Here is a 25,141-nt window from a genome sequence, read left to right on the forward strand (position 1 = left end):
GGACGGTCGGTCAAGGGGCAAGGAGATAATGATCGGTCCAAGAGGCAAAACGATCAGCCGGGGACGTAACGACCGGTCCATGAGACAAGCGATAGAAGGGATGGATGGCGCGAACGGGTGTGAGTTGGATGGGTCGAGCCCGCGGCTGGTGCCGCGGGCTCTTCCTTCCCAGTGTCGGTGCAACGCTCCCGTTCGTCAGACGGAGGCTTGCGCCCTATTGGTGGTGGTTAGTGGTTGGTGGCTGTGCGCCGGACGGGTACTGAGGCGAAGCCACCAACGGGATTCTCCTCGCGGGGTGCCTCGCCGGTCAGGACGAGATTGCCCCCGCGCAGGAGCGCTACAAGAGCGGCCCTGAGCTCCAGGGTGGAGAGAGTGCGACCCGGGCACACGTGAGGCCCGGAGCCGTAGACGAGATTGTGTGCCGCATTGCCTTCGGGGTTGTACGCATCGGGGTACCCGACCGCTCGGGGATCCCTGTTTGCGGCGGTCCAGTGGATGACAACCTTTTCGCCGGCCGGGATCTCCTGCCCGGCAATCGTGACCTGCTTCGTGGTCTTGCGGCGGTTTGAAATAAAGGGGTCATCGATTCGAAGAATCTCGTCGAGCGCGCGGTCAAGAGCGTCTGTGTTCCCCTGCTCGTCGTAGCGGCGCAAATCAGCCGCAATCTGGTGGTGGGTGGCCAGGAAGTGGGCGACAATGCCAATCGAGTAGGCGATCGATCCGAGATCGCCCGAGGTCCAGTTGCGGAGAATCGAAACAATCTCCTCCTTAGCCAGCGGACGTTGTTCCCCGTTCTCCTCGACCGTGTCATGCCTGAGCTTCGCTGTCGGGCTCTCGTCATCCTCGTGGGTGGTGACGATTCTGCGAACAATGTCGGTGAAGGCTTCCGCGACAGCCTTGGTGCGCCTCTTGTCGCCGGAGCGGGTGGCGGCCTGATTCTCGGTAATCCACTCCAGCAGTTCGTTCTCGTACGAGGCAGGCCACTTGAGCCACTGGCTCTGGCAACGCACCGCGACCAGCCTGCCAAAGTCATTCGCGTTGAACGAATCTCCCATCGATGCGTAAATCTCGGTGGCAAGTTCTTCGAAGCCGGGGTAAAGCGGGACAATGACGTCGTCGGACAGGTAGCGTTCAATGACGGTCCGGAACCTGCGGTGCTCATCCCCATCCATGCCATTCGGCACGTTCAGGTGCTTCGATACGTGGCTGGAGAAAGTCTCTGGATCGTTTGCAACGAGACGAGCCTCCTCGTTACCCCACACTGTCCACGACGAATCGTCATGGGTGACAGGGCAGCGGCGGAGGCTCGTATCGCCAAGAGTTCTGGCGTCAGTCATAGATTCACTATAGAGATGTAGACCACCGGTTTGTCAGATTCGTCAGGCCGCACGACGTAGGCGGACCAGCCAGTGCTCAGGGCCGTCCTTCACAACCTCGTGGTTGAACTCGCCCTCCAGATCCTTGACCTCGCTAAGAAGCGGGTTGGGCATGTGAGGGGCCTTGAGCAGAAGAGAGCCATTGACCGGAAGAGCGGCAAGGGCGCCCAGGATCGCGGCGTGGCGGACCGTGTGGGGGATCTCCAGAACGTCGAGAGTCTCCTCGACAGTGTCGTCGTTATTGCACTGGCATTCATGCGACATGGCATTCTCCTGAAAACGAAGGGTGCGTTACACCCACCAATTTACACGAGAAAACTGTTAATAATTAATTGAATGGTTGTGCCGCACGTCGCAGGGCGGATGGGGCTGTCGCTCGGTTGTCAATCGTCGGCCACCGTTCACGGGGTTTGGTCGGCCCGGTCATGCCGGCAGGCTCGGCCAGACCCCGCCAGCGGGGCGAGCCCTGTGGCATCCTCGCAGGGAGGGGCGTGTGGCATCCTCAAAAGATTCTTCACGGACTCTCCATTTAATCCGCTCGTGGGATTCTGCTTTCGATCCGCTCGTGGGTGCTGGTGCCAGTTCTGATTGACGGTCGTAGACTGGATGCGTTCCTAGGAGAGTGAATGTCGACCGAATGTGATCGCACGCTGGAAAGAACAAGAGAAGACCGAGTCGAGCTCTATAAACGTTTTCATCAGATCCGGAGCTGTCGCTCCAGGAGAGCGAGACATCCTCCCTTATAGCGGAGCGGCTGCGCGCTCTTGGGTTAGATCCCACTGCAGTCGGGGGAACCGGCCTTGTCGCGGTCCTGAAGAACGGCGACGGTCCGGTTGTGGCATTCCGTGCCGATATTGACGGGTTGCCGGTGGCGGAAAAGTCCGGGAAGGACTATGCGTCTACGGCAACCACGACAAGCGCCGATGGTGAGACTGCCGGCCTCATGCATGCCTGCGGGCACGATGTCCACATCGTTTCCCTTCTTGGTGCCCTCGAAGCTCTCGTTGAGTCAAAGGATGACTGGTCGGGAACCTTCGTTGCGGTATTCCAGCCCGCCGAGGAGATCGCCGAGGGCGCCCGCGCCATGGTGGAAGACTGCCTCGCAGGAGCGATGCCGAAGCCGGATGTGTTCCTCGCCCAGCACGTCATGTCGACCCTTCCCGTGGGAACGGTCGGCACCAGGGCGGGGGAGTTCATGGCGGCAGCCGCCTCTATCAAAGTCACCGTGCACGGCTCTGGAAGTCACGGTTCGATGCCTCATGCTGGAGTTGACCCCGTTGTTCTCGCCTCCGCGATTGTTCTCCGCCTTCAAACCATCGTGTCCCGTGAGATATCGCCCGCCGAATCCGCAGTCGTCACCGTCGGAGCAATCCGGTCCGGCTCCAAGTCCAATGTCATTCCCGAGACCGCAACCCTACTTATTAACACCCGCGCTTTCGATGATGCGGTGGAAAAGCAGATTCACGCTGCAATAGAGCGGATTGTTCGTGCCGAGTGTGATGCTTCCGGTTTGCCCCGGCCGCCCGAGTTCGAGTATTACGACCGGTTCCCGCTCACCGTTAACGACGAAGATGTGACGGATCGAGTTCAGGATGCGTTCGATCATCGCTTTGGTGACCGCAGCATTGTTGTTGGCGCCATGTCAGGATCGGAAGACTTCACGATCCTTCCCGATGCTCTCGGCGTCCCCTCCTGCTACTGGGTAATCGGCGGATTCAAGGAAGGGAAGGGGTTCCGAACCATTCCCCGTTCTTCGCTCCCGAGATCTCGTCCATCGACACCGGCGCGGAAGCCATCATTGCGGCGTCGATGGTCTGGCTTGGCAAGTAACCGCGATGCTACGGTCCTGGCCGGGAGGGAAGTCTCGACCGACCAAATCGTTAGCCTTTGAATTTTGATTCGTTGAATTATTGGCTCTGGTTGGGTGAGGAGCCTCGGTGGTTCGCGTGAGGAGCCTCGGTGGTTCGGGTGAGTCTTGCTGGGCAATCATTGGCAATACCCCCGCGAGCGGACCGATGAGGTTTAGTGAGCCGATCGCGCGTAGGGGTTGCTCGCAGGGGTGTCGGTGTGGAAGTTGGGCGACTAGTTCCCTTTTGCGATCCGGTCGGGAAGGGCGCTTAGGAGCTCCTTAAGCTGTACCTTCTGGTCGTCCGTGAGGGCTGAGAAATATTCGTCGGCCACTGCCGTGCGCTTCTCCTCAAGCTCGGTGAGGAGCGTGCTGCCGGATTCGTTGATTTGGAGGATCTTGGCCCTGCGATCATTCGGGTCGGCCTCCGTGTGAATGAGCTCCTTGTCGACGAGGGCGTCAACGACATCGGTGACGGCCCGCGGTGTGATGTGGAGCTGTTCTGCGAGGCGGGCTGGGCGGATAGGCTCTTTCGCAATCATCTTCAGGGCGCGGTGCTGATGGGGTGGGATTCCGCGGGAGTGGTGACGGATGTAGCGGGCTACGGAGCCGATCATGTCAGCCAGCTCGGTGCCCGTTGGTGCTGTAGTTTCGCTCATGCGGGAATAATATCATGAACTGGCGAGTTAACCTCATAGTGAAGTAACCTCAGTAAACGAAAAGGAGGCTCTATGAGTGTCAATATGCACATGGGTCCGGGTGGGATGAGGGGGCCTCAGAAGGTTGATCCTGCCGATAAGGCCCGGCTTGAAGAGAATCCCGTTTCCTACGGGAGGGTTATTCGGCTTTTCAAGCCCCACAAGTGGCAGCTCGCTCTCGTTGTTGTCCTTATCGTTTCCGTCTCGGGCCTGACTGTTGTTCAGCCCTTCCTTGTGAGGACCGTTGTGGACGAGGCAATCCCGCAAAGCGACGTTTCCCTTCTTGTTTGGCTGGTTGCCGGGATGATCCTTATCGCGATCGTCACCCAGGCGATCGGCGTGATTCAAACCTGGATGAGTGCCAAGGTTGGCCAGCGGATCATGCACTCGCTCCGCGTGCGGGTCTACACGAATCTGCAGCGGCAGTCCCTCGGGTTCTTTACCCGCACCAAGGGCGGAGAGATTCAGTCCAGGCTGACCAACGACATTGCCGGCATGAAATCCATCGTCACCTCAACGGCAACCTCGATTGCCTCGAACCTGACGATCTCGGTAGCCACCATTGCCGCCATGATCGCCCTCAGTCCTACGCTGTCGCTCCTTTCGCTCATTGTTCTGCCGCCTTCGATCTGGCTGACCCGAAAGGTCGCCCACGCGCGTAAGGCGATTACGATCGAGCAGCAGAAGAAAATGGCGATCATGCAGTCCACGATCACCGAGACGCTCTCGGTTTCCGGTATGAGACTAACCAAGACACTCGGCCTGGAATCCCGTAACGAGAAGGCCTTCTCGGACGTCTCCGAAGAACTCATCGATCTCGAACTGAATTCTCAGATGGCGGGGCGGTGGCGCATGGCTTCCATGCAGATCATCTTCGCGATCATCCCCGCTCTCGTTTACCTCGTTGCTGGCTTGCCCTCCACCACCATCTCCATCGGAACTCTTATCGCGTTCACGACGCTCCAGTCGCAGATCTTCCGCCCCCTCACCGGTCTGTTGGATATTGGCGCCCAGTGGATCTCGGCAATGGCGCTGTTCTCCCGAATCTTCGAATACCTCGACCTCGAACCCGAGTTGGCAGAACCGGAAGAGAATGCTCCGACGCCGACACCTGGCGACTCGTCGATTGTGTTTGATTCGGTCACCTACAGCTACCCCAACGCGGAACGGCCTGCCGTCTCCAACATCAACCTGGTGGTTCCCGCCGGGTCCTCCGTGGCACTGGTTGGCCACACCGGCTCGGGTAAGTCCACCCTTGCCTCACTCCTGTCACGGCTCGTTGATCCGTCGTCCGGTTCGATCCGAATCGGCGGCGTGGACCTGCGCCACATGAACTCGGCTGAGCGTGCTCGCCGGATTGGCATTGTCTCCCAGGAGACGTACCTGATCCACGACACGATTAGAGAGAATCTCAGGCTTGCGAAGGAGAATGCGAGCGATGAGGAGCTGTGGGAAGCCCTCGGCATCGCCCGCATCGACGCCCTTATTGCATCCCTGCCACAGGGGCTCGACACAATTGTTGGTGCGCGTGGCTTCCGATTCTCCGGCGGTGAGCAACAGCGCATTGCCATTGCCCGCACCGTTCTACGCGACCCTGAAATCCTCATCCTCGATGAAGCAACATCCGCCCTCGACAACGAGACGGAACGCTTCGTCCAGGAGGGTATTGATAACCTGTCCCACGGAAGAACAACCGTGACGATTGCCCACCGGCTCTCCACCGTTCGGGAATCCGACAACATTGTTGTCCTTGATGAGGGGCGGATCATTGAGGCAGGAACGCACGACGAACTGCTCGAACGTGGCGGCCACTATGCGCTGCTCGAAGCCGCAACTGAGAAGGTTGCCTAGTCCAAGCGGTAAGTGGTCGGGCAGCTCCAGGGTCGCGGGCGCGGACCGGTCGAGAGAAACATCGGTGGGACCTTGCGTTTGAGCTTCCCTGGGCCCACGGAGGCTGTGCTGTCCGGGAGCCGGGGAAGCGCACGGGAGGGACCTTCTGTCATGTGCCTAGGCCTTTTCCTGCACATAAGACCAGCAGAGGGCTGTCTACTATCGTATAAAGGAGACTGCGGATACCTTGATGTCATGGAAATCCAAGTGACATTCGATGCCGATGATCCGCGGGCCCTGGCAGATTTCTGGCAGGAGGTCCTCGACTATAAAAGAGATGAACCCCCGGCAGGCTTCGATACGTGGCAAGAGTTCCTGGAGGACGCCGGTGTCCCCGAGGAGCAGTGGGATGGGGCGGATGCTCTTGTCCCGAAAGACGGGAACGGCCCCCGAGTTTTCTTCCAGAAAGTACCCGAATCGAAGACCGCGAAGAACCGCATCCATCTCGACGTTCGCGTAGCCACGCACCTCAATGGTGACGAACGCATGGCGGCGCTGGAGGATCGAGCAATGGAACTCATTGCCATCGGTGCAGCCCGTCTCAAGCGTTTCGAACCCGATAACTTCACCCGCGGACACATCGTTCTCGCCGATCCCGAGGGCAACGAGTTCTGCCTGGACTGAAACGAAAGAAAACAGGATATCCGTTGACCGCGTCGGCCTGAGGTCTTTGTCGTCGATGTCGTGTCGCAGGGCGCAGTCTCGCTAGCGGGATGGGAGCATTTCTCGTTGAGACTGGTGCTCAGTACCTAGCGGATTGGGCCTGCCGAGGAGAGCGTTGTGTCATGCAGGTTCAGCTGACTTTCGATGCCCATAATCCGGCTTTGCTGGCGGACTTCTGGGCGACGGCCCTCAAATACACGAGGGAGACGCCGCGCGAGGCGGAGGCGGCGCCTGCCTCCGACAGGGCAGGCTGCCGTCCCTGGCAGGACGCCGTCGCCATCGTCCCCAAGGACGGCACCGGCATCCGCATCTCCTTCCAAAAGGAGACCGAGTCCAAGAGGGTCAAGAACCGGCTCCACCTGGACGTACTGACGGCACCCGGCCTCGAGGGAGAAAAGCGGATGGCGGTGCTGGAAGCGCGCGCCGATGAACTCTCCGATTACGGTGCTACTCGCATCAAACGCTGGGAACCGGACGGTGACAACCCCGGCTACCTGGTCATGGCCGACCCCGAGGGTAACGAGTTCTGCCTGAACTAGCGAAGTCCGCCCGGTGACCGAGCAACAACGAGGTGTGCCTGCAATGAAACCCTCGTGCAAAGAGCGTATTGCGAAGGGGCTATTGAGCGATTATCCCAGCCCTTACTTGCGCTAGTGTGGGGCCGAGGAGGATCCCATGAACAGACTAAGCGCCACTTCCAAGAAGCTACTTGGCGACCCCGCACTGTGGGTAACCACCCGATCGTCGCGCCCGGGAGCCCCGATCGTTTCCCCGCTCGATGGAATCGAGGTTGGTACCTATCCGATCTGCGAACCCGTCGACGTTGAACTTGCCCTCACAAGAGCTCGCGCTGCCCAGTCTCGCTGGGTCGAAAAGGAACCGGCCGAACGGGCCAAGATCCTCGAGACGTTCACCGCTCTTGTGTGGAAGTACGAGAACGAGCTCCTCGACCTGATCCAGGGCGAGAATGGTAAGGCCCGGTCCCATGCCTTCGAAGAGATCTCGGACGTGGCAATGACGGCCTCCTTCTATGCCAAGAAAGGTCCGGGCTGGTTGAAGCCCGAGAGGGTGCCGGGCGTGCTACCCGTGCTGACAAGAACAAGGGTTAACCATCACCCGCGTGGCGTCGTTGCCGTTATTGCTCCGTGGAATTACCCGTTAACTCTGGCGGTCTCCGATGGGATTGCGGCTCTTATGGCCGGCAACGCCGTTGTCCTCAAGCCAGACTCGAACACGGTGCTGTGCGCGCTCGCGGCCAAGAAGCTCCTCGAAGAAGCGGGCCTGGAAGCCGACCTGTTCCAGGTGGTGCCAGGTCCCGGATCGAAGCTCGGTGCGCCGCTGATCGAAGGCTCTGACTACGTGATGTTCACAGGCTCCACGAAGACCGGGCGCAACCTGGCGGCCCAGGCGGGGGAGAAGCTTGTGCCGTTCTCTGCCGAACTCGGTGGTAAGAACCCGCTCATTGTTCTCGAGGATGCTCCGCTGGCACGCGCCGTACGCGGCGCGGTCAAGGCCGTCACCTCAAACTCCGGCCAGCTCTGCATCTCGATCGAACGGATCTATGTGGAGGACGGGATCTGGGACAGGTTTGTCCCGGCCTTCACGCGCGCCATGAAAAAGGTTAAGGTTGGCGCGAACCATTCCTGGAAGACCGGGATGGGCCCGCTGATCTCAACGCAGCAGCTCGAAACCGTCACCCGTCATGTCGACGACGCCGTTTCTCAAGGCGCGACCGTTCTCACCGGCGGCAAGGCCCTCCCGAAGGTGGCGCCCACCGCCTATGCCCCAACGGTTCTCACGGGCGTCACCGACGAAATGACCGTGGCCCGCGAAGAGACCTTCGGTCCCGTCGTCTCCCTCTTCAGGGTGAAGGACGCGGAAGAAGCCATTGATTGTGCGAACGACAGCGAGTACGGACTCAACGCCTCAGTGTGGTCGTCCTCCCGTAGGGGAGCGAGGATCGCATCGAGAATCCAGGCCGGCACGGTTAACGTCAACGACGGTTATATCGCCGCCTGGGCATCACTGCATGCACCCATGGGAGGAATGAAGTCCTCCGGTATGGGCCGCAGGCACGGCAAGGAAGGGCTCCTGAAATATACGGAGACTCAGAACGTCGCGACCTCGCTCGTTCTCCCCGTCCAAGCACCGAGCGGTGTTGGCGAAAAAACCTGGTCACGAATCATGAAGGTGTTCATCAAATATGGCAAGTAGTCGCATGCGTACACCGCTCGGTGGAGCAGTCGTCCTCATCACCGGAGCCGCCTCCGGTATTGGGAAAGAAATGGCGGAAGGTGCTGCGCACCGCGGCGCCAAGCACGTCATCGTGTGGGACATTGAAGAGGAGGGCGGCGAGATTGCCGCTTCCGAGATCCGCTCCTTCGGAGCGAATGCCACGTACTATCGCGTGGATCTCACGGATCCCGACGACGTCGCCGCTGTCGGTAAGAGGGTCCTAGCTGAACACGGCAGGGTCGATGTTCTCATCAACAACGCTGGGATCGTCACGGGCAAGGACTTCCTTGACCTCACCGAAGAAGAGATCGCTCGTACGTTCGACATTAATGCGCTCGCCCTCTACCGCACCACGCGAGTGTTCCTTCCCGGCATGATCGAACGCGGCAAAGGATCGGTCACAACCATTGCCTCCGCCGCCGGTCTCCTCGGCGTTGCCCGACAAACCGACTACTCGGCCTCGAAGTTTGCGGCAGTGGGATTTACCGAGTCGCTACGGGCCGAGCTTCGGCACCACGGCAACCCGCTCCACACCCTGATCGTCCACCCCTACTACACGAACACCCGAATGTTTGATGGTGTGAAATCCCGGGTCTCGGCGCTCCTTCCCATCCTCGACACCGAGGAAGTGGCCGCCCGGATCCTCGATGCTATCGAGGCCGGAAACCAGTCACTTGTCATGCCGCGCTTTGCGGCAACCATCAGGCTCATGAAATGCCTGCCCGTGCCTGTCTTAGACAGGGTGACCGACCTGTTCGGCATCCACTCGACGATGGATGAGTTTGTCGGCCACTCCGGAAAACGGGGAGACAGCCAGTAGCCCAATCTGGTACCTACCTAACTCAACCCGATCGAAGGCATCTCCCGACATCTCCCAGTCCGCGCGCTGTTCGTTACTGCGGATGGACGATTAATCTGCGCTGGCGCATATTCTGCCTTGCGGAATTGCGTTTTGCCCGATTTGTGCTGTTTGAGAATGCTCTCGGAAATGCTTGGGGATTTTGGTGCCAATTCCGGGATTACCGGCGCAAATACCCTGAACCTGACTTAAGGGGGCATTGTGGCCTCCCGCGCTGAGTGAAGGAGCGGCAATAAAATGAGCATTGATATTGAACCACCAGTTAATGAGCAACAGAGCGGTCCGACGCGTCGATCGTTTATGAAGTGGTCGGCAGTGGCGGGTGGCGCGGCAGCCGTTGCCGGTGGTGTTGGCTTTGGCTTGAAGGACGCGACTTCGGAAGCTGCGAGCACCTCTGGAAACACGAAGGTGTTCCGTACCGCCAACACTCCCGAGGGTCTGCACTGCGCCATGCTCGTGCAGGTCGAAGATGGCAACGTGAAGCGCGTGACCGCGGATCCTGATTTCCACATCAGGGCCTGCGCTCGCGGAACCTCCCGAATCAACCAGCTGTACAGCCCGCACCGTCTCCAGTACCCGCTGAAGCGCGTTGGCGAACGCGGGGCGGGAGAATGGGAAAGAATTTCCTGGGACGAAGCTCTCGACACCGTCGCTGGGAAGATGGAAGAGATCAGGGCAGAGAGCGGTAACGAGGCATTCCTCGCCTATGGTGGTACGGGCAACTGGTCTTCGCTTTCAACCGGTGTCAGTGGCCTGTGGGCGGCGTTCTGGAACCGGTTCGGCGGATCCACACCCACCGTATCGTCGCTCTGCTGTCCGGCAGCAACCGAAGGATTCAACGCCGTTCTCGGTGGTAACCGCTCGGAGTTCCGTGACGAGTGGGTTCACACGAAGCTGTTCATTGCCTGGGGCAATAACCCCGCTGTTTCGAACCAGGGCTACTTCAAGAACATTATTGAAGCCCGCCGCAAGAACGGCGCAAAGCTCATCACGATTGACCCGCGCTATAGCGAGACTGCGGCGCATTCGGATACGTATATCCCCATTCGTCCGGGCACCGACTCTTCGTTTGTTCTGGGGATGATGAAGGCCTTATTTATGAGAAGGTTTACGACGAGAAGTACCGCAAGACCTACTCCAATGCCCCTTCCTCGTGAAGCTTGGAGAAAGCGATCGATCCGCTGTTCGAATCGAAGAGTGACCACTGGATTCTCACGCAGCTTGCGAACCGCCTTGGCTTTGGTGAGGACTTCGACAAGCCGGAGGACAACCTTATCCGCAACGTTCTCGAACCCACCGGTGTCACCCTGGAAGAACTGGAGAAGGGTCCGGTAAGTGTGGCTCCCGAGAAGTGGATTCCATTCGGGGACAAGAAGTTCAATACATCGTCCGGGCGGATCGAGTTCTTTTTGACCTACCTGCAAGACAAGGGTTTTGAGCCGGTGCTCGAATATCAAGAGCCTGTCGAAGCACCATGGGTTGATAGGGAACTGGCGAAGAAATACCCGCTTCAGCTCGTGAACCGACGGAACTTTAACCAGGTGAACTCGAGCTACCTGCACCAGCAGTACCTGACTGAAATCTGGGACCGGCAGGTTGTTCAGCTTCACCCGCGTGACGCTGAAGCCCGTGGCATCAAGCACGAAGACGACGTGTATGTCTACAACGACCGCGGCGAAGTGGAAGCCAGGGCAATCGTAACCGAGAGGATCATGCCGGGGATCGTCAGCCTTGTGACGGGCTTCGGTGTGGTCAACGAAAAGGAGACCGCAAGTATCCTCACCCCGTGAAGGTTGATCCGATCTCCCTCGCGCAGACACTGAACTCGTCCATGGTTGATGTCAAACCCCGATAGAGAAGACATTGTCGGGCCCCGATAGGGAAGACGTTGTCAAACTCCGATAGGAACGGTGTCGAGGTGACGCGACAGGGTTAGGCATGGAGCTTGAGGCCGCCTTGTATAGGCGGCCTCAAGTCGCGTTAGCAATGCTTCTAGGTGACAAGTGGTCAGTCTGTGGCGTCGTCACCCGCGGGATCAGGACCAACCCGGCAGCCAGATGTGCATCTTCCAGAAGTCGTATGGGATCGTCATTCCGGTCCACAAGGGCCACCAGAAGATCGACAGGGCGAGCGTCAGGCCCGCTGTTACTCCGAGAACCACCCAGTCCTTCTTCCTTGCGGGGAGAAGCGTGTAGGGGAGCGGTTCCGGACCATGCTCGAGAAGGACTGCTCGCTCAATCGGATCCATGTCGGGGTCAATGGAATCGGCGAGGCCACTATTCTCTGTCGCAATGCGCTCAGCACGGGAGCTTAGGGCCGTGCCGTTTTCATCTTCTGAACCCGCGACATTGGCAGAAGGTTGCGCATTCACGGGGTTTCCGTGATGAGAATCCGCTTTGTCATCGGACGGTTTCGTACCGTCCTGACCTTCAGTGACCTCGGTGCTCCCGCCATCGATATCGTCCTCGGCGACTAGATGCGCAATGGCTTCTGGGTCGAGGTCCTCGAGGCCTTGACCGGTTGGTGCTGTGGTCGTGTCATCGGCTCCGAGGGTGAAGTCCTCTCGGTTAGGCCAGTCGATGTCCGGGCTGCCGTCCAAGTCCGGGTCGTCGGGATCCTGCGGGGTGTCAGTTCGGTACCTGTCTAGCGGATCCTCTTCGTCGTCCTGTGTGTGCTTGCCCTCGCCGGGCATAGCAATGCTCCAGTCCTCGTCGAGTTCCTTCTTTCGGCGTTTGGCTGCCGCCTTGCGTATGGCGGCGAGGGAGGGTTCGCCAAGCATGTCTGTCACCCAGGCAAGCGCGAAGATGAGGGCGAGAACAACGTAGGGGAGGAAGGCGACGGAATAGAACTGGTAGACGGTGCGGCCAATGTAGTTGAACCACGGCAGGTACATGGCGCCATAGCCAGCGAGGATTGCCCAGGCCCGCCAGTCGCCCTTCCTGATCGCGTACCAGAGGACGAGAATGAGGGATGCTGCCGCCAGCCACCAGATACCGGGGTTGCCGACGGAGGAGATGGCTTGGACGCAACGCTCGGCGCCGCAGTCCTGGACCAGTTTTTCTTCGGGGGGCCAATAGAAGTTGACGGGCCTGAGCTGGAGGATCCAGTCCCAGGGTTGCGACATATAGGTGTGTTCGGAGCTCAGTCCCGTGTGAAATTCCCACATTTGTCGGTGATACTCGATGAGTTCAGCAATGGGGTCGCCAAGGCTTTCGAAGGGGACTTCCTCGCCGATAAGACGTTGACTCTCGGCCCAACCCCGCTTGTATCCGCGGGGGTCAAGGAACCAGGAGGTCCAGGAACCCACGTAGGTAACGAGAGCGATCGGGATAAACGAGAGGAATGCGGGAACGCCGCCGGTGACGATACCGGAGGCGAACCAGCCCTTCACGCCGAGCTCCTTGCGGGCGGCAGTGTCCCAGCAGAAGACGAGGATCCCGAAAACGGCAAGGGCATAGGCGGCGGACCACTTCACCCCACATCCCATACCGATCAGAAGACCTGCCAGGAGGAGCCACGGTCGCCACAGAATGATGGGGCCAAGGTAGGAGCGGGGCTTCCCGCTCTTGGATACTGGACCGTGCGCAACCCTGTGCGCGAGTTTTGCTCTCGTTGCATCCCTGTCTCTTAGAACGGCCCAGAACCCGGCCAGCACAAAGGTGGCAAGCAGGTTGTCGAGGATCCCGGTCCTCGACAGGACGATGCCGACACCGTCGATCGCCATGAAGAAGCCCGCGAGGAAAGCGAGGGGGACGGAGCGGAACATGCGGAGCGCAATGCGGGTGAGGAGCATGACGCCGATGATCCCGGCGACCGCCGTAGCGAACCGCCACCCGAACCCGTTGTCGGTTCCAAATATTGCTTGCCCGAATCCGATTAACCATTTCCCAAGGGGCGGATGAACAACATAGTCGGCGGCAAGCTCCGCAGCAGCATCCGTGCCCTGAACGAACATTTCGTCGGCGTTTTCACCAACCCAGTTCCGTTCATAACCGTGAACGACGAAAGAGTATCCTGCTTTCACGTAGTAGGTTTCGTCGAACACCATCTGATGGGGGTGGGAAAGCCCCCAGAAACGCGTCACGAGAGCGATGAAGCCGGTGACTGCGGTGGCGATCCAGCCCCACAGCCTGATTTGGGCGGGGAGTGTTGAGGTGGGTAGACCCAGCCTGCTACGGAGTTCGCTCTCCCAGGCTCTGGACTGCCGTTCGCTCAAGCGGCGGCCCCTTGGCTGCCTCTTCCACGCGCGTGTCTTCTTCAATGCCACCCTAGAAGTCTACGTTCACTTCTCGTAACAGGGTGGCCCGAGCGGGGCTAATGGTAGATAGTTGGAGTGTGAGTGACGGCAAAATCTACGTGGCAGCAACACCGATCGGCGATGCTGGGGATGCGACTCCCAGGCTTAGGCAGATGCTGGAAACGGCCGACATCATCGCGGCCGAGGACACGAGACGATTACTTAATCTTGCTGGCAGGCTCGAGATTCCCATAACCGCCAAGGTTCTCGCCTTCCACGACCACAACGAATCCGAACGGATCGACGAGCTCCTGGATGCTGCTCGCGCAGGCATGGAAGTCCTCGTTGTCTCCGACGCCGGTATGCCGACCGTGTCGGATCCCGGATACAAACTTGTTCGCGAAGCCCGCGAAGAAGACGTGCCCGTCACGGTGATCCCGGGTGCGTCGGCAGTGCTGACCGCGCTCGCGATCTCCGGCATCCCCACCGACCGTTTCAGCTTCGAAGGGTTTGCGCCCCGGAAGGACGGGGATCGGGCACGAGTGTTCTCCGTTTTGGCGGATGAGATGCGAACCATGGTGTTCTTTGATTCCCCGCATAGAGTCGGCGACACCCTGGCGATCATGGCGGAGCAGTTTGGTGCCGACCGAGAGGCCGCCGTGTGCCGCGAGCTCACCAAAACCTATGAGGAAGTGAAGCGAGGCTCGCTTGACGAGCTGGCGGAATGGGCGGCTGGCGGTCTTAAGGGTGAGATCACGATCGTTGTGAGCGGCGCCCCCTACCGGGAGCCCAGCCCCGACGACCACGTCGACGACGTTCTTGTCCTAGCGGATTCCGGCATGCGCATGAAAGCCGCAGCCGCCTACATCTCAGCCCGTACCGGAGTGCGAAAGAAAGAACTCTACGAAGCCGCGCTTGCTAAGCGCGACGAAGACCTCTAGGCCGGACGCGGCGCTGTAGCGGCGAAGGGCTCTGCGCCCGGTGGCAACGGGTGATACTCACACGGCACTGTGCTGAATGCTGGCGAGATGAACGCGCGTTAGCTGCCTACCGCCAGTGGGTGAGCACCTTCCACCTTCGCCGTGTCCGTATGGTGGATTTCTGACCGTCTGGTGGCTTTGCAAGATGAGCGTGCCAGATAGGCCAACTTGGCGGTAATTCAAGGTTTACCCGAATTATCGTTCTAATTGTTGTCAAATTGAGATAATTTAGACCAAGAATCAGTATGCGTTGCTAAAGCATATCGGCTTATACTTGATAAGCTCGTTTGATCGAGCTGTGATCTGATTGGAGTGGCCCCCGTTGGATCACAGGCGGGGAGTGCGTTTCGTGCTCCCCGCCCTCCTTTGGCAGCTGCCGGGAAGTCGGTTTCGTGGCATCATAGGCCCGTCGCGGGAGTCCGTTCCCCAGCTGGGGCGATGACGTGCGTTGCTTGAGACTGTGGCTCAAACCCGCGTTCCTTATTCGGGCCGGCCGGATCTGCGCAACATCTCCAGATCAGTACTGCTTCTTCTGGTCTGCGCTACCTCTTCTGGTCCGTGCTACTTCTTCTCGCGCTGTGACTCGTGCTGGTCGGCACGGTTCGTGCTGGTCTGCGTAGGCCGATGGGGACATCGACTGTTTTGCTCTGTCGAAATAACATCGCCCCCGCTACGATCCCAAAGTGGATGGTGCGAGGGCGATGTGGCTGGCAGGTGGTTTAGAGCCAGGCGTTACGTGATTCGAGCTGGATGATGCCGGCGCCTTCCATGATGGTGCGGGCCTTTTGGCCGAGTTCTTCGCTGACGGGGGCGGTGAGGTCCGAGAAGACGCGGACTTCCTCGTAGAGAGCCCGAGCGTCCAGTGCCGTGTCCTTAACGCAGTGGGATTCTGCGAGTCCCACGATGTCGATGCTTGTCACCTCGGACATTTTAAGAACGTCGAGAAGGGAACGACCATCTTCCGTCTTCCCCTCGAAACCGGAGTACGCGGCAGCGTACTGGCCCTTCTTGACGGACTCTTCCGATAGTCCGGCAACAGCAGGGTGCAGTTCTGCTTCTTCGGTGCCAGCCACGCCGTGGGGAGGCCAGGTGTCGACGAAGTCGGGGTTGTCGGAGAAGTGGTCGCCGGGTTCGATGTGCCAGTCCTGTGTGGAGACCACGATCCCGTAGTTGCCGCGGTTCACCTTGACGAACTCGCCGATCTTGCGGGCGACCTCGTTGCCGCCTTCCACTGCGAGGGCACCGCCTTCGCAGAATGTGGGCTGTACGTCGACGAGGATCAGGGCTCGGTGGGGCTTAATCAGGAGGGCTGCGAGGGTGTCGTCGTCCTCGGGTTCCGTTCCGTCCATATACGTGTCGCTCATGTCCCACATCCTAGTCGTGACCGGCACAATTGGCTCAAGATTCCGACGAGACGAGGTTAGGCATTAACCTAGTGACTATGTCACGAGTACTATCCGCTGTTGCCTGGCCTTACGCTAACGGCCCCCGTCACATCGGCCACGTTGCCGGTTTCGGTGTGCCCTCCGATGTCTTTTCGCGCTACATGCGCATGGCGGGGCACGACGTGCTCATGGTGTCGGGAACCGATGAGCACGGCACCCCGATTCTCGTGGCCGCCGACCAGGAAGGCATTGAGCCCCAGGTCCTTGCCGACCGCAACAACCGGATCATCGTGGAAGACCTGGTAGCGCTCGGCCTGTCGTACGACCTGTTTACGCGGACAACCACTCGCAACCACTATGCGGTTGTGCAGTCGATGTTTGAGACTGTCCGCGACAACGGCTACATGCTGGTGGAGACCACCTCGGGTGCCGTCTCTCCCACGACGGGCCGAACCCTGCCCGACCGTTACATTGAGGGCACCTGCCCACACTGCTCCTACGATGGTGCGCGCGGCGACCAGTGCGACAACTGCGGTAATCAGCTGGATCCGACCGAGCTGATCAATCCCCGGTCAAAGATCAACGGTGAAACTCCTGACTTTGTCGAAACCGACCACTACTTCCTGGACCTCCCGGCACTCGCCAAGGAGCTTGGGCGCTGGCTCGACAACCGCGAAAAGTCTGGTCTGTGGCGCACCAACGTCATCAAGTTCTCCCAGCACCTGCTCGAAGACGTTCGCCCGCGTGCCATGACCCGCGACATCGACTGGGGTATCCCGGTCCCCGGATGGGAAGACAAGCCGAACAAGCGCCTCTACGTCTGGTTCGACGCCGTCGTCGGCTACCTGTCCGCCTCCATCGAGTGGGCACGCCGCATCGGCGACCCGGAGCGTTGGCGCGACTGGTGGAATGACCCCGAGGCGCTGTCCTACTACTTCATGGGTAAGGACAACATCGTCTTCCACAGCCAAATCTGGCCCGCCGAGCTGCTTGGCTACAACGGCGAAGGCGACAAGGGTGGCGAGCCGGGCTCCTACGGCAAGCTCAACCTTCCCACCCAGGTCGTTGCCTCCGAGTTCTTGACCATGGAGGGACGGAAGTTCTCCTCGTCCCGCAAGATCACGATCTTCGTTCGCGACGTGCTGTCCCGCTACCAGCCGGACGCGCTACGCTACTTCATCTCGATCGCCGGCCCCGAGACCTCAGACTCCGACTTCACCTGGGCCGAGTTCGTTCGCCGCAACAACTCCGAACTGGTGGCAGGCTGGGGTAACCTCGTCAACCGCACCGCGGCCATGATCGCGAAGAACTTCGGTGAGATCCCCGAGCCCGGCCAGCTCGAAGACATCGACAACGAGCTTCTTGCCGAGGTCCGCAAGGGCTTCGAAACCGTCGGCGGCGCCATCGAGAACCATCACCAGCGTTCCGCGCTCGCGGAGGTCATGCGCATCATTGGCGAAGCCAATGCGTACGTGTCCCGCACCGAGCCGTTCAAGCTCAAGGCGCCCGAGGAGCGCGAGCGTCTCGCCACGATCCTCCACACCCTGATCCAGTCCGTTTCCGATATCAACACGATGATGTCGGTGTTCCTCCCGCACTCGTCCAATGCCATCGACAAAGTCATTGGCGGTCCCGGCGACATCGCCCCCATGCCCCGCATGGAGGAAGCTGAGGACCTTGACGGTGGCGGTGCCTACCCGATCATTACCGGTGACTACTCAAACCTGCGTCCTTGGGAGTCCGTCCCGGTGACCGTGGGTACTCCGATCAGCAAGCCGAAGCCCGTCTTCGTCAAGCTCGACCCCGAGGTCGTCGACGAAGAGCTGGCCCGCCTGGACCTCCAGTGAGCCGCAAAGACCGTTCCCTCTTCCCTCCCATCCCCGAGCCACTGCCCCTCCCGGTTATCGACAACCACACCCACGTGGGAACCGATCGGCCAGGGCGGGTGCAGAATCGCTCCGAGGATGGCGAGCCCCGTTACCCGCTCCTGATCGACGGGCAGCTGGAGGGTATGAAGCAGTCGGGGATTTCCCATGCCATCACCGTCGGCTGTGAGGTCCCAGACCTTCAAGACGTCATCGACCTCGCCGATCAGCACCCGGAGTTCTCCGCCGCTATCGCCATCCACCCCAACGAAGCAGCCATGCACGCTGGGGTGCGGGAGATTGGACCCGACGGGCTCGAACATGTTGCCAAGGACTACCACGAGAACTACGACCTCGACGCAGCCATCAACCTCGTTGAGGAGCTGGCGACCGCTCACGGGATCGTGGCGATCGGGGAGACCGGCCTCGACTACTTCCGCACCGGAGAAAAAGGACGAGCGGCTCAGGCTGAATCCTTCCGTGCACACATTGCCCTCGCCAAGCGTCTCGGCCTGCCCATGCAGATCCACGACCGGGAAGCCCACGAAGACACCGTCCGCATTCTCCTCGAAGAGGGAGCCCCGGACCGCACCGTCTTTCACTGCTTCTCGGGCGACAGGGCGCTCGCGGAGATCCTTGCCGAGCACGGCTGGTACGCCTCCTTCGCGGGAACGGTCACGTTCCCCAAGAACGAGGACCTGAGGAAAGCGGCCCAAGTTCTTCCCGCCGAGCTCATCCTCGTCGAGACCGACGCCCCCTACCTCACCCCACACCCCTACCGCGGTCGGCCCAACGCTCCCTATCTCATCAACCTCACGGTGCGTTATCTTGCCAAGATTCGGAGTGTGGCGCTAGACACACTCTGCACCACGCTTGTGAATACCACGAACTCCGTCTATTTCGTGTGATTTCAACGAAAAGTCCCTGTCGTGCAGATGTAAAAGTGCTTATTGTCTGACTCTGGCCGGTCTCTTCCTTCGAAGACTAGGTCACGTTTTGATTACAATCGAGCAACATTTGATTACACTCGATCAAGTATTCAGAACATCCAGACTGATGAGGTTAAGAAATGGGACGACACTCCCGCAAACCGAACCAGGCTCCTGCCGTCCCGCAGGCACCGAGTGAGACCCAGCTGCCAGCAGTTGCTGCCTGGGCCGGTGGAGACGCCGTTAAGACTTCCAGCTCGCATGCGAGCAAAACTCCCAGCTCCACCGTGAGCTCGCGCCGCTATGGCGCCGTTGCCGCCCTTGCGGCCGCAACCGCCCTTTCCGCGGTTGCCATGACTGCTGAGCCCGCCGTTCCCACGGCGCAGGCCGCTTCCTTTACCGCACCCATGCAGATCGATACGGCTGAGCCCGATCTTTCCGTTGATGTCATCATCGTTGCCGACGGCACCGCGCAGCTCGTCAACACCGAGGCTGACACGTGGGGCCAGGTTCTCTCCGAGAACGGAATCACCGTTGGCGAGGATGACATCGTCAATGTTGAACTGGGCGATCCTGTTGTTGCCAACGAACGCGTCACCGTGAAGCGCGTGACCTTCGAAGAGGTTGTTGAGGAGAACACGGACGAGTTCGAGACCGTCCGCGAGAATGACTCCACCCTTGAGAAGGGCACCGAGAAGGTGACGGCCGAAGGTCAGGACGGCGTTACCCGCACGACCTTCCGCGTCAAGTACGTCGACGGTGTCGAGGACTCTCGCGAGGAAACAATTAACGTCACCGTGTCCGAGCGGGTCGACCGTGTCATTGCAGTCGGCACCAAGGAACCCGAGCCCGAGCCCGAGCCGGAGCCGGTTGCTGAAGCGCCCGCCGCCACAACCGAGACTCAGACCCAGTCCGCCCCGGCACAGACCCAGGCGGCCCCGGAGCCCGAGCCGGCACAGTCGCAACCCGTCGTTGTCAACAAGGGCGGTAACAAGGGCATCGCACAGCAGATGGTTGCGAACAAGGGTTGGAACAACTCTCAGTTCCAGTGCCTCGAGACCCTCTGGCAGCGCGAGTCCGGCTGGAACCACCTCGCACAGAACCCGTCGTCCGGTGCCTACGGCATTCCGCAGTCCCTCCCGGGCTCGAAGATGGCGTCGCACGGTGCTGACTGGCGCACGAACCCGGCAACGCAGATTGCCTGGGGCCTCGACTACATCCAGGGCCGCTACGGCACGCCCTGCGGTGCACTGAACCACTCGTACAGCGTTGGCTGGTACTAGTCTCCTCACCCCGAGTGATATCCGGGAGCTGAGCAACAAGCTTGGCATCCGTCCAACCAAGACACTCGGACAGAATTTCGTTGGCGATGGGGGCACGGTCCGCAAGATCGTGTCCCACGCCGGCGTATCCGAAGGCGACAGGGTCCTAGAAATAGGGCCCGGCCTAGGATCCCTCACCCTCGCCCTTCTTGAGGCGGGGGCCTTCGTGTCTGCTGTCGAGATCGACCCGAAACTCGCCGCAGCGCTCCCGGAAACCGTGAACGCCCGGCACGACCGTCCCGAACGTTTCGCAGTCGCCCAGTTCGATGCCTTACAGCTGGCCGACAATGAGCTGGCGGTCCCGCCGGAGCTCGACGCCTTCGTGCCCACGCACCTCGTGGCAAACCTGCCATACAACGTCGCGGTCCCCGCGATCCTCACGGCCCTCGAGCACCTTCCCAGTCTCCACATCGTCGATGTCATGGTCCAGCTGGAAGTGGCCGAACGACTGGCAGCCAAGCCGGGATCCCGGGTCTACGGTGTCCCCTCGGTCAAGGCTGCCTGGTACGCGGAAGCGGCCCGCGGCCCCCTGATTTCCCGGAGTGTCTTCTGGCCTGTCCCGAACGTTGACTCCGCACTCGTGCGCTTTGATCGTAGGCAAGAGCCCGATGCTGATCGCGAACTGGTCTTCAAGGTCATCGACGGTGCATTCGCCCAGCGACGCAAGACCCTGCGCCAGTCCCTCGCATCCTGGGCGGGAAGCCCGGCACGTGCCGAAGAGATCCTCCGCTCCGCAGGAATCGACCCGGCCCTGCGGGGCGAGAAGCTGACGATCGAAGACTTCGTTGCAATCGCCGAAGCCTCGCAGGCGTAGAAGCGAGCCCGAGACGAAAGATAGAAATTAAGAATAGGCATGATAGTCCGGGCCACGTGCTCCGGACTTTTGCTTTTGTTCGTCCGCTTCTCCCGGATTGGTTCCGTGCACAGTCGTCATTATTCGGTGAGCGCGCGTTACCGCGAGTATCCTGGCATAGTGCTGAATTCCGTGACTGTCCAGGCTCCTGCCAAGATCAATATGGCGTTAAGAGTGGGGAGCCCGCGTCCAGATGGATTCCATCCCCTCGCCACCGTGTTTTGTGCGCTTGATCTAAGGGACGAACTGACAGCCAGCGCAGCTGATGAATTCAGTCTTGAGATCCACGGAGTCCCTCTCGATGTCGACGAGGATAACCTCGTGTACCGAGCCGCCCGGCTCCTCAAAGAACGAACCGGAACCGATGCCTGTGCATCGATATCCATCGACAAGTCCATCCCGGTCGCTGGCGGTCTCGCGGGTGGGAGCGCGAACGCTGCCGCAACCCTTGTTGCCCTCAACGAACTGTGGGAACTCGGATTGAGCGCGGGAGAACTGCACGATCTTGGTGCGGAGCTGGGCTCCGATGTTCCCTTCAGCCTGCTCGGGGGCTTGCCCTCGGCACGTCGCGCGGAGAAGAGCTCGTTCCGATCCGTCCCGGTGCCTTTCAATCCTGGGTGCTGGTGATGGATGGGGAGGGGCTGTCCACGCCCGCCGTGTTCCGCGAGTACGACCGGCTGCATCCCGATCCGCACAAACCGGCCCCGGTCGATGAACTTGTCGAGGCTCTTGGTTCTTCTGCCATTTCCGATCTTGAGGGACTTCTCGTCAATGACCTGGCCGAACCTGCCTTTGCCAAGAGGCCCGATATTGCCGATACTTTCCGCAGCATTGAACATGCTGGGGTTGCCACTGTTCTTTCAGGGTCCGGCCCTACCATTGGTGTTCTGTGCGCGAGCGACAACGAGGCAGATGTTCTTGCCGGTCAGCTCCGTAACGACGGGTTGAAAACGGTTCGTGCGGATGGTCCGGCGGCCGGTGCACACATTGTAAGGAGCAGCTAATGGCGCACCTTCTGTCACTAGAAGATGTTGGAGTCACCCTCGGTTCCCGTCCCATTCTTGGGGGAATAACCCTCGGCCTGGATGACGGTGCCCGCGTGGGCGTTGTCGGCCCGAACGGCGGTGGCAAATCCACTCTCCTGCGTCTCATCACCGGTGACCTCGAACCGCAAGGCGGCAGGGTTACCCATTCCGGTGGCCTGCGGATCGCCATCCTCTCCCAACGTGATGATCTCGAAGGACAATCGGTCCGCGAAGCCATTCACGGCACCGCTTCTGAGCACGAGTGGGCTTCCGAGCGCGCGATCCGGGAACTCCATGCCGGGCTAATTCCCGATGTTGATCTCGACCGAAGCGTTGACGAGCTTTCGGGCGGTCAGCGAAGGCGAGTTTCCCTTGCCGCCGTTCTGACTGCCGATGCTGATCTCATTATTCTCGATGAGCCCACAAACCATCTTGATGTCGACGGTGTCGAGTACCTGCACCGGTACCTCAACGACCGCTTCGGCAGGGGCAAGGGCGCCCTTGTTACGGTCACGCACGATCGCTGGTTCCTTGACGCTGTCTGCGACCGCATGTGGGAAGTCGTGCCCGGTCACGATGGTGCCGGTGGACGCAATCCACAACCCGGTCATGTCGAACAGTACGAGGGCGGGTACGCCGCGTACATTCTGGCCCGCGCAGAGCGAGAAAGAATGCGTAACCAGGCGGAAGCTAAGCGAGCCAACCTGCTCCGCAAGGAACTGGCTTGGCTCCGCAGGGGAGCCCCCGCCCGCACCTCCAAACCCAAGTTCCGCATTGACGCTGCCAACGACCTGATTGCGGACGAACCGCCGCCGCGCGACTCCATCCATCTCGAGAAAATGGCAACCGCCCGGCTCGGTAAAGATGTCATCGACCTCGAGGACGTTTCCTTCGCATACGGTGATAAACCCATCCTCGACACCACGACGCTGCGCTTAGCGCCGGGGGAGCGGCTCGGAATTGTTGGTGCCAACGGCTCCGGCAAGTCCACCCTCCTCGGGTTACTTGCAGGCAGGCTCGAGCCGACCGAGGGCAGGGTCAAGCGAGGCAAGACGGTTGAGATGGCGGAACTGTCCCAGCACACGACCGAACTGGATCAGGTTGCCGACAAACGCGTTGTTGAATCCGTGTCTATGATCGCCACGTCCATTGAAGTCGCTGGCAAGGACATGTCGGCGGGTCAGTTGGTTGAACGACTTGGCTTCACCCGCGAACGTGCCTGGACCGAAGTGTCGAGACTGTCCGGTGGTGAGCGACGCAGGCTCCAACTGATCAGGCTCCTCATGGGAAGCCCCAACGTGTTGCTCATGGATGAGCCAACAAACGACCTCGATACCGATACCCTTTCTGCGATCGAGGACCTGTTGGACGGCTGGCCCGGTACTCTCATCGTTGTCTCCCACGACCGGTACCTGCTTGAACGAATCACAGACCGTCAGGTGGCCATTCTCGAAGGGCGTGTACGTGACCTGCCTGGAGGCGTCGACGAATACCTGGCTCTCCGTGCCGCACAGACCGTTGTTGACGAAGCCGCGGTGTCGGCCGACACCCCGGTCGTTTCCGATGCTGCGATTGCCCGCACAGCCAAGAAAACCATGGCACGGGTGGAACGACAGTTGACGAAGGAACGTGCGAACCTCACCAAGGTCCAAGAGGACATGGTCCAGGCCTCCCTCGATTTTGAAAAGCTCGGGAAGCTCACCGAGGATGCTCGGCGCATCCAGGACCGGATCGACCAGCTGGAAGAAGAATGGCTCTGGGCCGCCGAACAGGCAGAATAGTTTCCTTGAGCTCCTCACAGTGGAGCGCTGTTTGTTCGCTCATCTGCGGTCGTGGATGCTCTCCTAAATCTGCTTGTGAATCAATCGCCGACAGAGCAGCAGAGGGCGCTGTCGCGTGAGTATTGCAGGTATTCTCCTTGCTGGGTTCCTGCTTGCGAGCGGTGAAGAAATACGGCCCGTTGCGATCGGTGATTCCTATGCGTCGGGCAATGGTGCAGGGTCCTACAGCGATACTCTGTGCATGAGGTCAAATGATGCAGCGAGTGAGGTGGCCGCTGAGTTCTTTGGAGTGGATGCCATCAACGCATCTTGTAACGGTGCATGGACCCATCACTTGACTGAGCCGAGAATGATCTCGGATATGAGGAGGGATATATCGGATCCCGAGGGATTCGGATCCGCTGCCCGGATCGCCTCGCTACTTGCACAGTGCGGTGTTGGTATGGATGGTGCTCAGCCAGACTTCACAATAGAGCAGACTGAATCCGGGTTTACGGCACTGTGCTCAGTGACCCTTGACCCACAGATCCAAGCCTTGGGGGATGCCACCGATGTGTTCGTGACAATCGGCGGTAATGATCTCGGTTTTGTGTCCGTAGCTTCCGCGTGCTTAATCCAAGAAGATGAAGCTCTGTGTCGGACTGCCGTGGAAGATGCAGAAGAGCGACTGGACGGCATTCTTGAATCCGAACGGGTTGCGCTTGTTGCATTGAAGGAAATCAACCCGGATGCTCGAGTTCACCTCGTTCCGTACCCACGCCTGCTCGAGGGTGATCTGACCGTAGGCTCCTACGACGTATCCGGCGAGATCGAAGACCTGCAGGGGCGTTGGGAGACTGGCCTAGAAACCATGGCTGACGACCTGAATGAGACGCATGGCGGATTCTATTACGTTGGTGCGGTGACCGACGTGTGGGAAGGGCATGGGCTTGCGGGAGAGGAACCGTGGATTCACTCGGACGGGAATATTGCCGAGATTCTCCACCCAACGGTGGAGGGCTGGGCGGCAACCGGCCACGCATACCTCGTACACCTTGGGACGTCGATCCTCAACGGGCACCCCTGAGACCCAATATTGCTAACAGCATGACAGTTCCGGCTATCGCCATGGGTTCTCTCCCCACGGGTCTCTTCGCCAACTGGCGTAGCTCGGCGAAGTAACTATTATCGAAAGGTCAACACCCGTCGATGACCACC

Annotated in this window: 22 protein-coding genes; 17 read left to right on the forward strand and 5 right to left on the reverse strand. The window is 60.0% G+C overall.

The window, feature by feature from the left end; all coding sequences use genetic code 11:
- Nucleotides 1-227: 227 nt before the first annotated feature.
- Nucleotides 228-1,337 carry a cytochrome P450 gene (locus EJ997_RS12070; RefSeq protein WP_126704768.1) on the reverse strand — a complete coding sequence of 370 codons (1,110 nt, stop codon included), beginning with the start codon at nucleotides 1,335-1,337 and terminating at the stop codon, nucleotides 228-230.
- A gap of 42 nt (nucleotides 1,338-1,379) precedes the next feature.
- Nucleotides 1,380-1,640 carry a DUF2249 domain-containing protein gene (locus EJ997_RS12075; protein ID WP_126704769.1) on the reverse strand — a complete coding sequence of 87 codons (261 nt, stop codon included), beginning with the start codon at nucleotides 1,638-1,640 and terminating at the stop codon, nucleotides 1,380-1,382.
- Nucleotides 1,641-2,130: 490 nt separating this feature from the next.
- Here EJ997_RS12075 and EJ997_RS12080 point away from each other — a divergent pair, with 490 nt between their 5' ends.
- Nucleotides 2,131-3,267 (forward strand): amidohydrolase, encoded by a 1,137-nt coding sequence (locus tag EJ997_RS12080; RefSeq protein WP_265936861.1) that lies wholly within the window; start codon nucleotides 2,131-2,133, stop codon nucleotides 3,265-3,267.
- Between the two features lie 191 nt (nucleotides 3,268-3,458).
- Here EJ997_RS12080 and EJ997_RS12085 read toward each other — a convergent pair whose 3' ends face one another.
- The gene (locus EJ997_RS12085; protein WP_126704770.1) at nucleotides 3,459-3,881 is read right to left on the reverse strand and encodes a MarR family winged helix-turn-helix transcriptional regulator; all 423 of its coding nucleotides are present in this window, start codon (nucleotides 3,879-3,881) and stop codon (nucleotides 3,459-3,461) included.
- A 72-nt stretch (nucleotides 3,882-3,953) separates the two neighbouring features.
- Here EJ997_RS12085 and EJ997_RS12090 point away from each other — a divergent pair, with 72 nt between their 5' ends.
- The 7 genes from EJ997_RS12090 to EJ997_RS12120 all read left to right on the forward strand — a co-directional run bounded on the left by EJ997_RS12090 (nucleotide 3,954) and on the right by EJ997_RS12120 (nucleotide 11,357).
- Complete coding sequence (locus tag EJ997_RS12090; RefSeq protein ID WP_206501683.1) at nucleotides 3,954-5,771, forward strand: ABC transporter ATP-binding protein; 1,818 nt, start codon at nucleotides 3,954-3,956, stop codon at nucleotides 5,769-5,771.
- Nucleotides 5,772-6,005: 234 nt separating this feature from the next.
- On the forward strand, nucleotides 6,006-6,434 hold the full coding sequence (locus EJ997_RS12095) for a VOC family protein (RefSeq protein WP_126704771.1): 429 nt from the start codon (nucleotides 6,006-6,008) through the stop codon (nucleotides 6,432-6,434).
- Between the two features lie 161 nt (nucleotides 6,435-6,595).
- The gene (locus EJ997_RS12100) at nucleotides 6,596-7,012 is read left to right on the forward strand and encodes a VOC family protein (RefSeq protein WP_126704772.1); all 417 of its coding nucleotides are present in this window, start codon (nucleotides 6,596-6,598) and stop codon (nucleotides 7,010-7,012) included.
- Nucleotides 7,013-7,148: 136 nt separating this feature from the next.
- The gene (locus tag EJ997_RS12105) at nucleotides 7,149-8,687 is read left to right on the forward strand and encodes a succinic semialdehyde dehydrogenase (protein WP_126704773.1); all 1,539 of its coding nucleotides are present in this window, start codon (nucleotides 7,149-7,151) and stop codon (nucleotides 8,685-8,687) included.
- Nucleotides 8,688-8,691: 4 nt separating this feature from the next.
- Nucleotides 8,692-9,528, forward strand: a complete 837-nt coding sequence (locus EJ997_RS12110; RefSeq protein WP_228201507.1) for an SDR family oxidoreductase — start codon at nucleotides 8,692-8,694, stop codon at nucleotides 9,526-9,528.
- Nucleotides 9,529-9,804: 276 nt separating this feature from the next.
- Complete coding sequence (locus EJ997_RS12115; RefSeq protein ID WP_126705067.1) at nucleotides 9,805-10,902, forward strand: molybdopterin-dependent oxidoreductase; 1,098 nt, start codon at nucleotides 9,805-9,807, stop codon at nucleotides 10,900-10,902.
- A 2-nt stretch (nucleotides 10,903-10,904) separates the two neighbouring features.
- A complete protein-coding gene (locus tag EJ997_RS12120) occupies nucleotides 10,905-11,357 on the forward strand; it encodes a molybdopterin dinucleotide binding domain-containing protein (RefSeq protein ID WP_164720003.1) in 453 nt (150 codons plus the stop codon).
- A gap of 245 nt (nucleotides 11,358-11,602) precedes the next feature.
- Here the strand turns inward: EJ997_RS12120 and EJ997_RS12125 are convergent, their stop codons facing one another.
- The gene (locus tag EJ997_RS12125) at nucleotides 11,603-13,783 is read right to left on the reverse strand and encodes a dolichyl-phosphate-mannose--protein mannosyltransferase (RefSeq protein ID WP_164720004.1); all 2,181 of its coding nucleotides are present in this window, start codon (nucleotides 13,781-13,783) and stop codon (nucleotides 11,603-11,605) included.
- A gap of 119 nt (nucleotides 13,784-13,902) precedes the next feature.
- Between EJ997_RS12125 and rsmI the strand changes: the two genes are divergently transcribed.
- Nucleotides 13,903-14,745 (forward strand): 16S rRNA (cytidine(1402)-2'-O)-methyltransferase, encoded by an 843-nt coding sequence (gene rsmI, locus EJ997_RS12130; RefSeq protein WP_228201508.1) that lies wholly within the window; start codon nucleotides 13,903-13,905, stop codon nucleotides 14,743-14,745.
- Between the two features lie 758 nt (nucleotides 14,746-15,503).
- Here rsmI and EJ997_RS12135 read toward each other — a convergent pair.
- The gene (locus EJ997_RS12135; RefSeq protein ID WP_126705068.1) at nucleotides 15,504-16,133 is read right to left on the reverse strand and encodes an isochorismatase family protein; all 630 of its coding nucleotides are present in this window, start codon (nucleotides 16,131-16,133) and stop codon (nucleotides 15,504-15,506) included.
- Between the two features lie 92 nt (nucleotides 16,134-16,225).
- Between EJ997_RS12135 and metG the strand changes: the two genes are divergently transcribed.
- The 8 genes from metG to EJ997_RS12170 all read left to right on the forward strand — a co-directional run bounded on the left by metG (nucleotide 16,226) and on the right by EJ997_RS12170 (nucleotide 25,010).
- Complete coding sequence (gene metG, locus EJ997_RS12140) at nucleotides 16,226-18,016, forward strand: methionine--tRNA ligase (RefSeq protein ID WP_126704778.1); 1,791 nt, start codon at nucleotides 16,226-16,228, stop codon at nucleotides 18,014-18,016.
- Complete coding sequence (locus tag EJ997_RS12145; protein WP_126704779.1) at nucleotides 18,013-18,942, forward strand: TatD family hydrolase; 930 nt, start codon at nucleotides 18,013-18,015, stop codon at nucleotides 18,940-18,942. Before metG ends, EJ997_RS12145 begins: the two co-directional genes overlap by 4 nt.
- A 161-nt stretch (nucleotides 18,943-19,103) precedes the next feature.
- Nucleotides 19,104-20,246, forward strand: coding sequence for an aggregation-promoting factor C-terminal-like domain-containing protein (locus EJ997_RS12150; protein ID WP_126704780.1), 1,143 nt, complete (start codon nucleotides 19,104-19,106; stop codon nucleotides 20,244-20,246).
- Entirely contained in the window at nucleotides 20,233-21,099 is an 867-nt protein-coding gene (gene rsmA / locus EJ997_RS12155; protein ID WP_126704781.1) for a 16S rRNA (adenine(1518)-N(6)/adenine(1519)-N(6))-dimethyltransferase RsmA, read from the forward strand. The genes EJ997_RS12150 and rsmA overlap by 14 nt, the downstream gene beginning before the upstream one ends.
- 159 nt (nucleotides 21,100-21,258) lie before the next feature.
- A complete protein-coding gene (ispE, locus tag EJ997_RS13635; protein ID WP_228201509.1) occupies nucleotides 21,259-21,765 on the forward strand; it encodes a 4-(cytidine 5'-diphospho)-2-C-methyl-D-erythritol kinase in 507 nt (168 codons plus the stop codon).
- On the forward strand, nucleotides 21,765-22,142 hold the full coding sequence (locus EJ997_RS13640; RefSeq protein ID WP_228201648.1) for a hypothetical protein: 378 nt from the start codon (nucleotides 21,765-21,767) through the stop codon (nucleotides 22,140-22,142). The genes ispE and EJ997_RS13640 overlap by 1 nt, the downstream gene beginning before the upstream one ends.
- Nucleotides 22,142-23,944: an ABC-F family ATP-binding cassette domain-containing protein gene (locus EJ997_RS12165; protein WP_126704782.1), complete on the forward strand. Its 1,803-nt coding sequence runs from the start codon at nucleotides 22,142-22,144 to the stop codon at nucleotides 23,942-23,944. The genes EJ997_RS13640 and EJ997_RS12165 overlap by 1 nt, the downstream gene beginning before the upstream one ends.
- Before the next feature lie 115 nt (nucleotides 23,945-24,059).
- The gene (locus tag EJ997_RS12170) at nucleotides 24,060-25,010 is read left to right on the forward strand and encodes an SGNH/GDSL hydrolase family protein (protein ID WP_164720006.1); all 951 of its coding nucleotides are present in this window, start codon (nucleotides 24,060-24,062) and stop codon (nucleotides 25,008-25,010) included.
- Nucleotides 25,011-25,141: the final 131 nt, after the last annotated feature.

It is taken from the genome of Flaviflexus ciconiae (assembly GCF_003971195.1).
In the GTDB taxonomy this organism is placed as follows: Bacteria; Actinomycetota; Actinomycetes; order Actinomycetales; family Actinomycetaceae; genus Flaviflexus; species Flaviflexus ciconiae.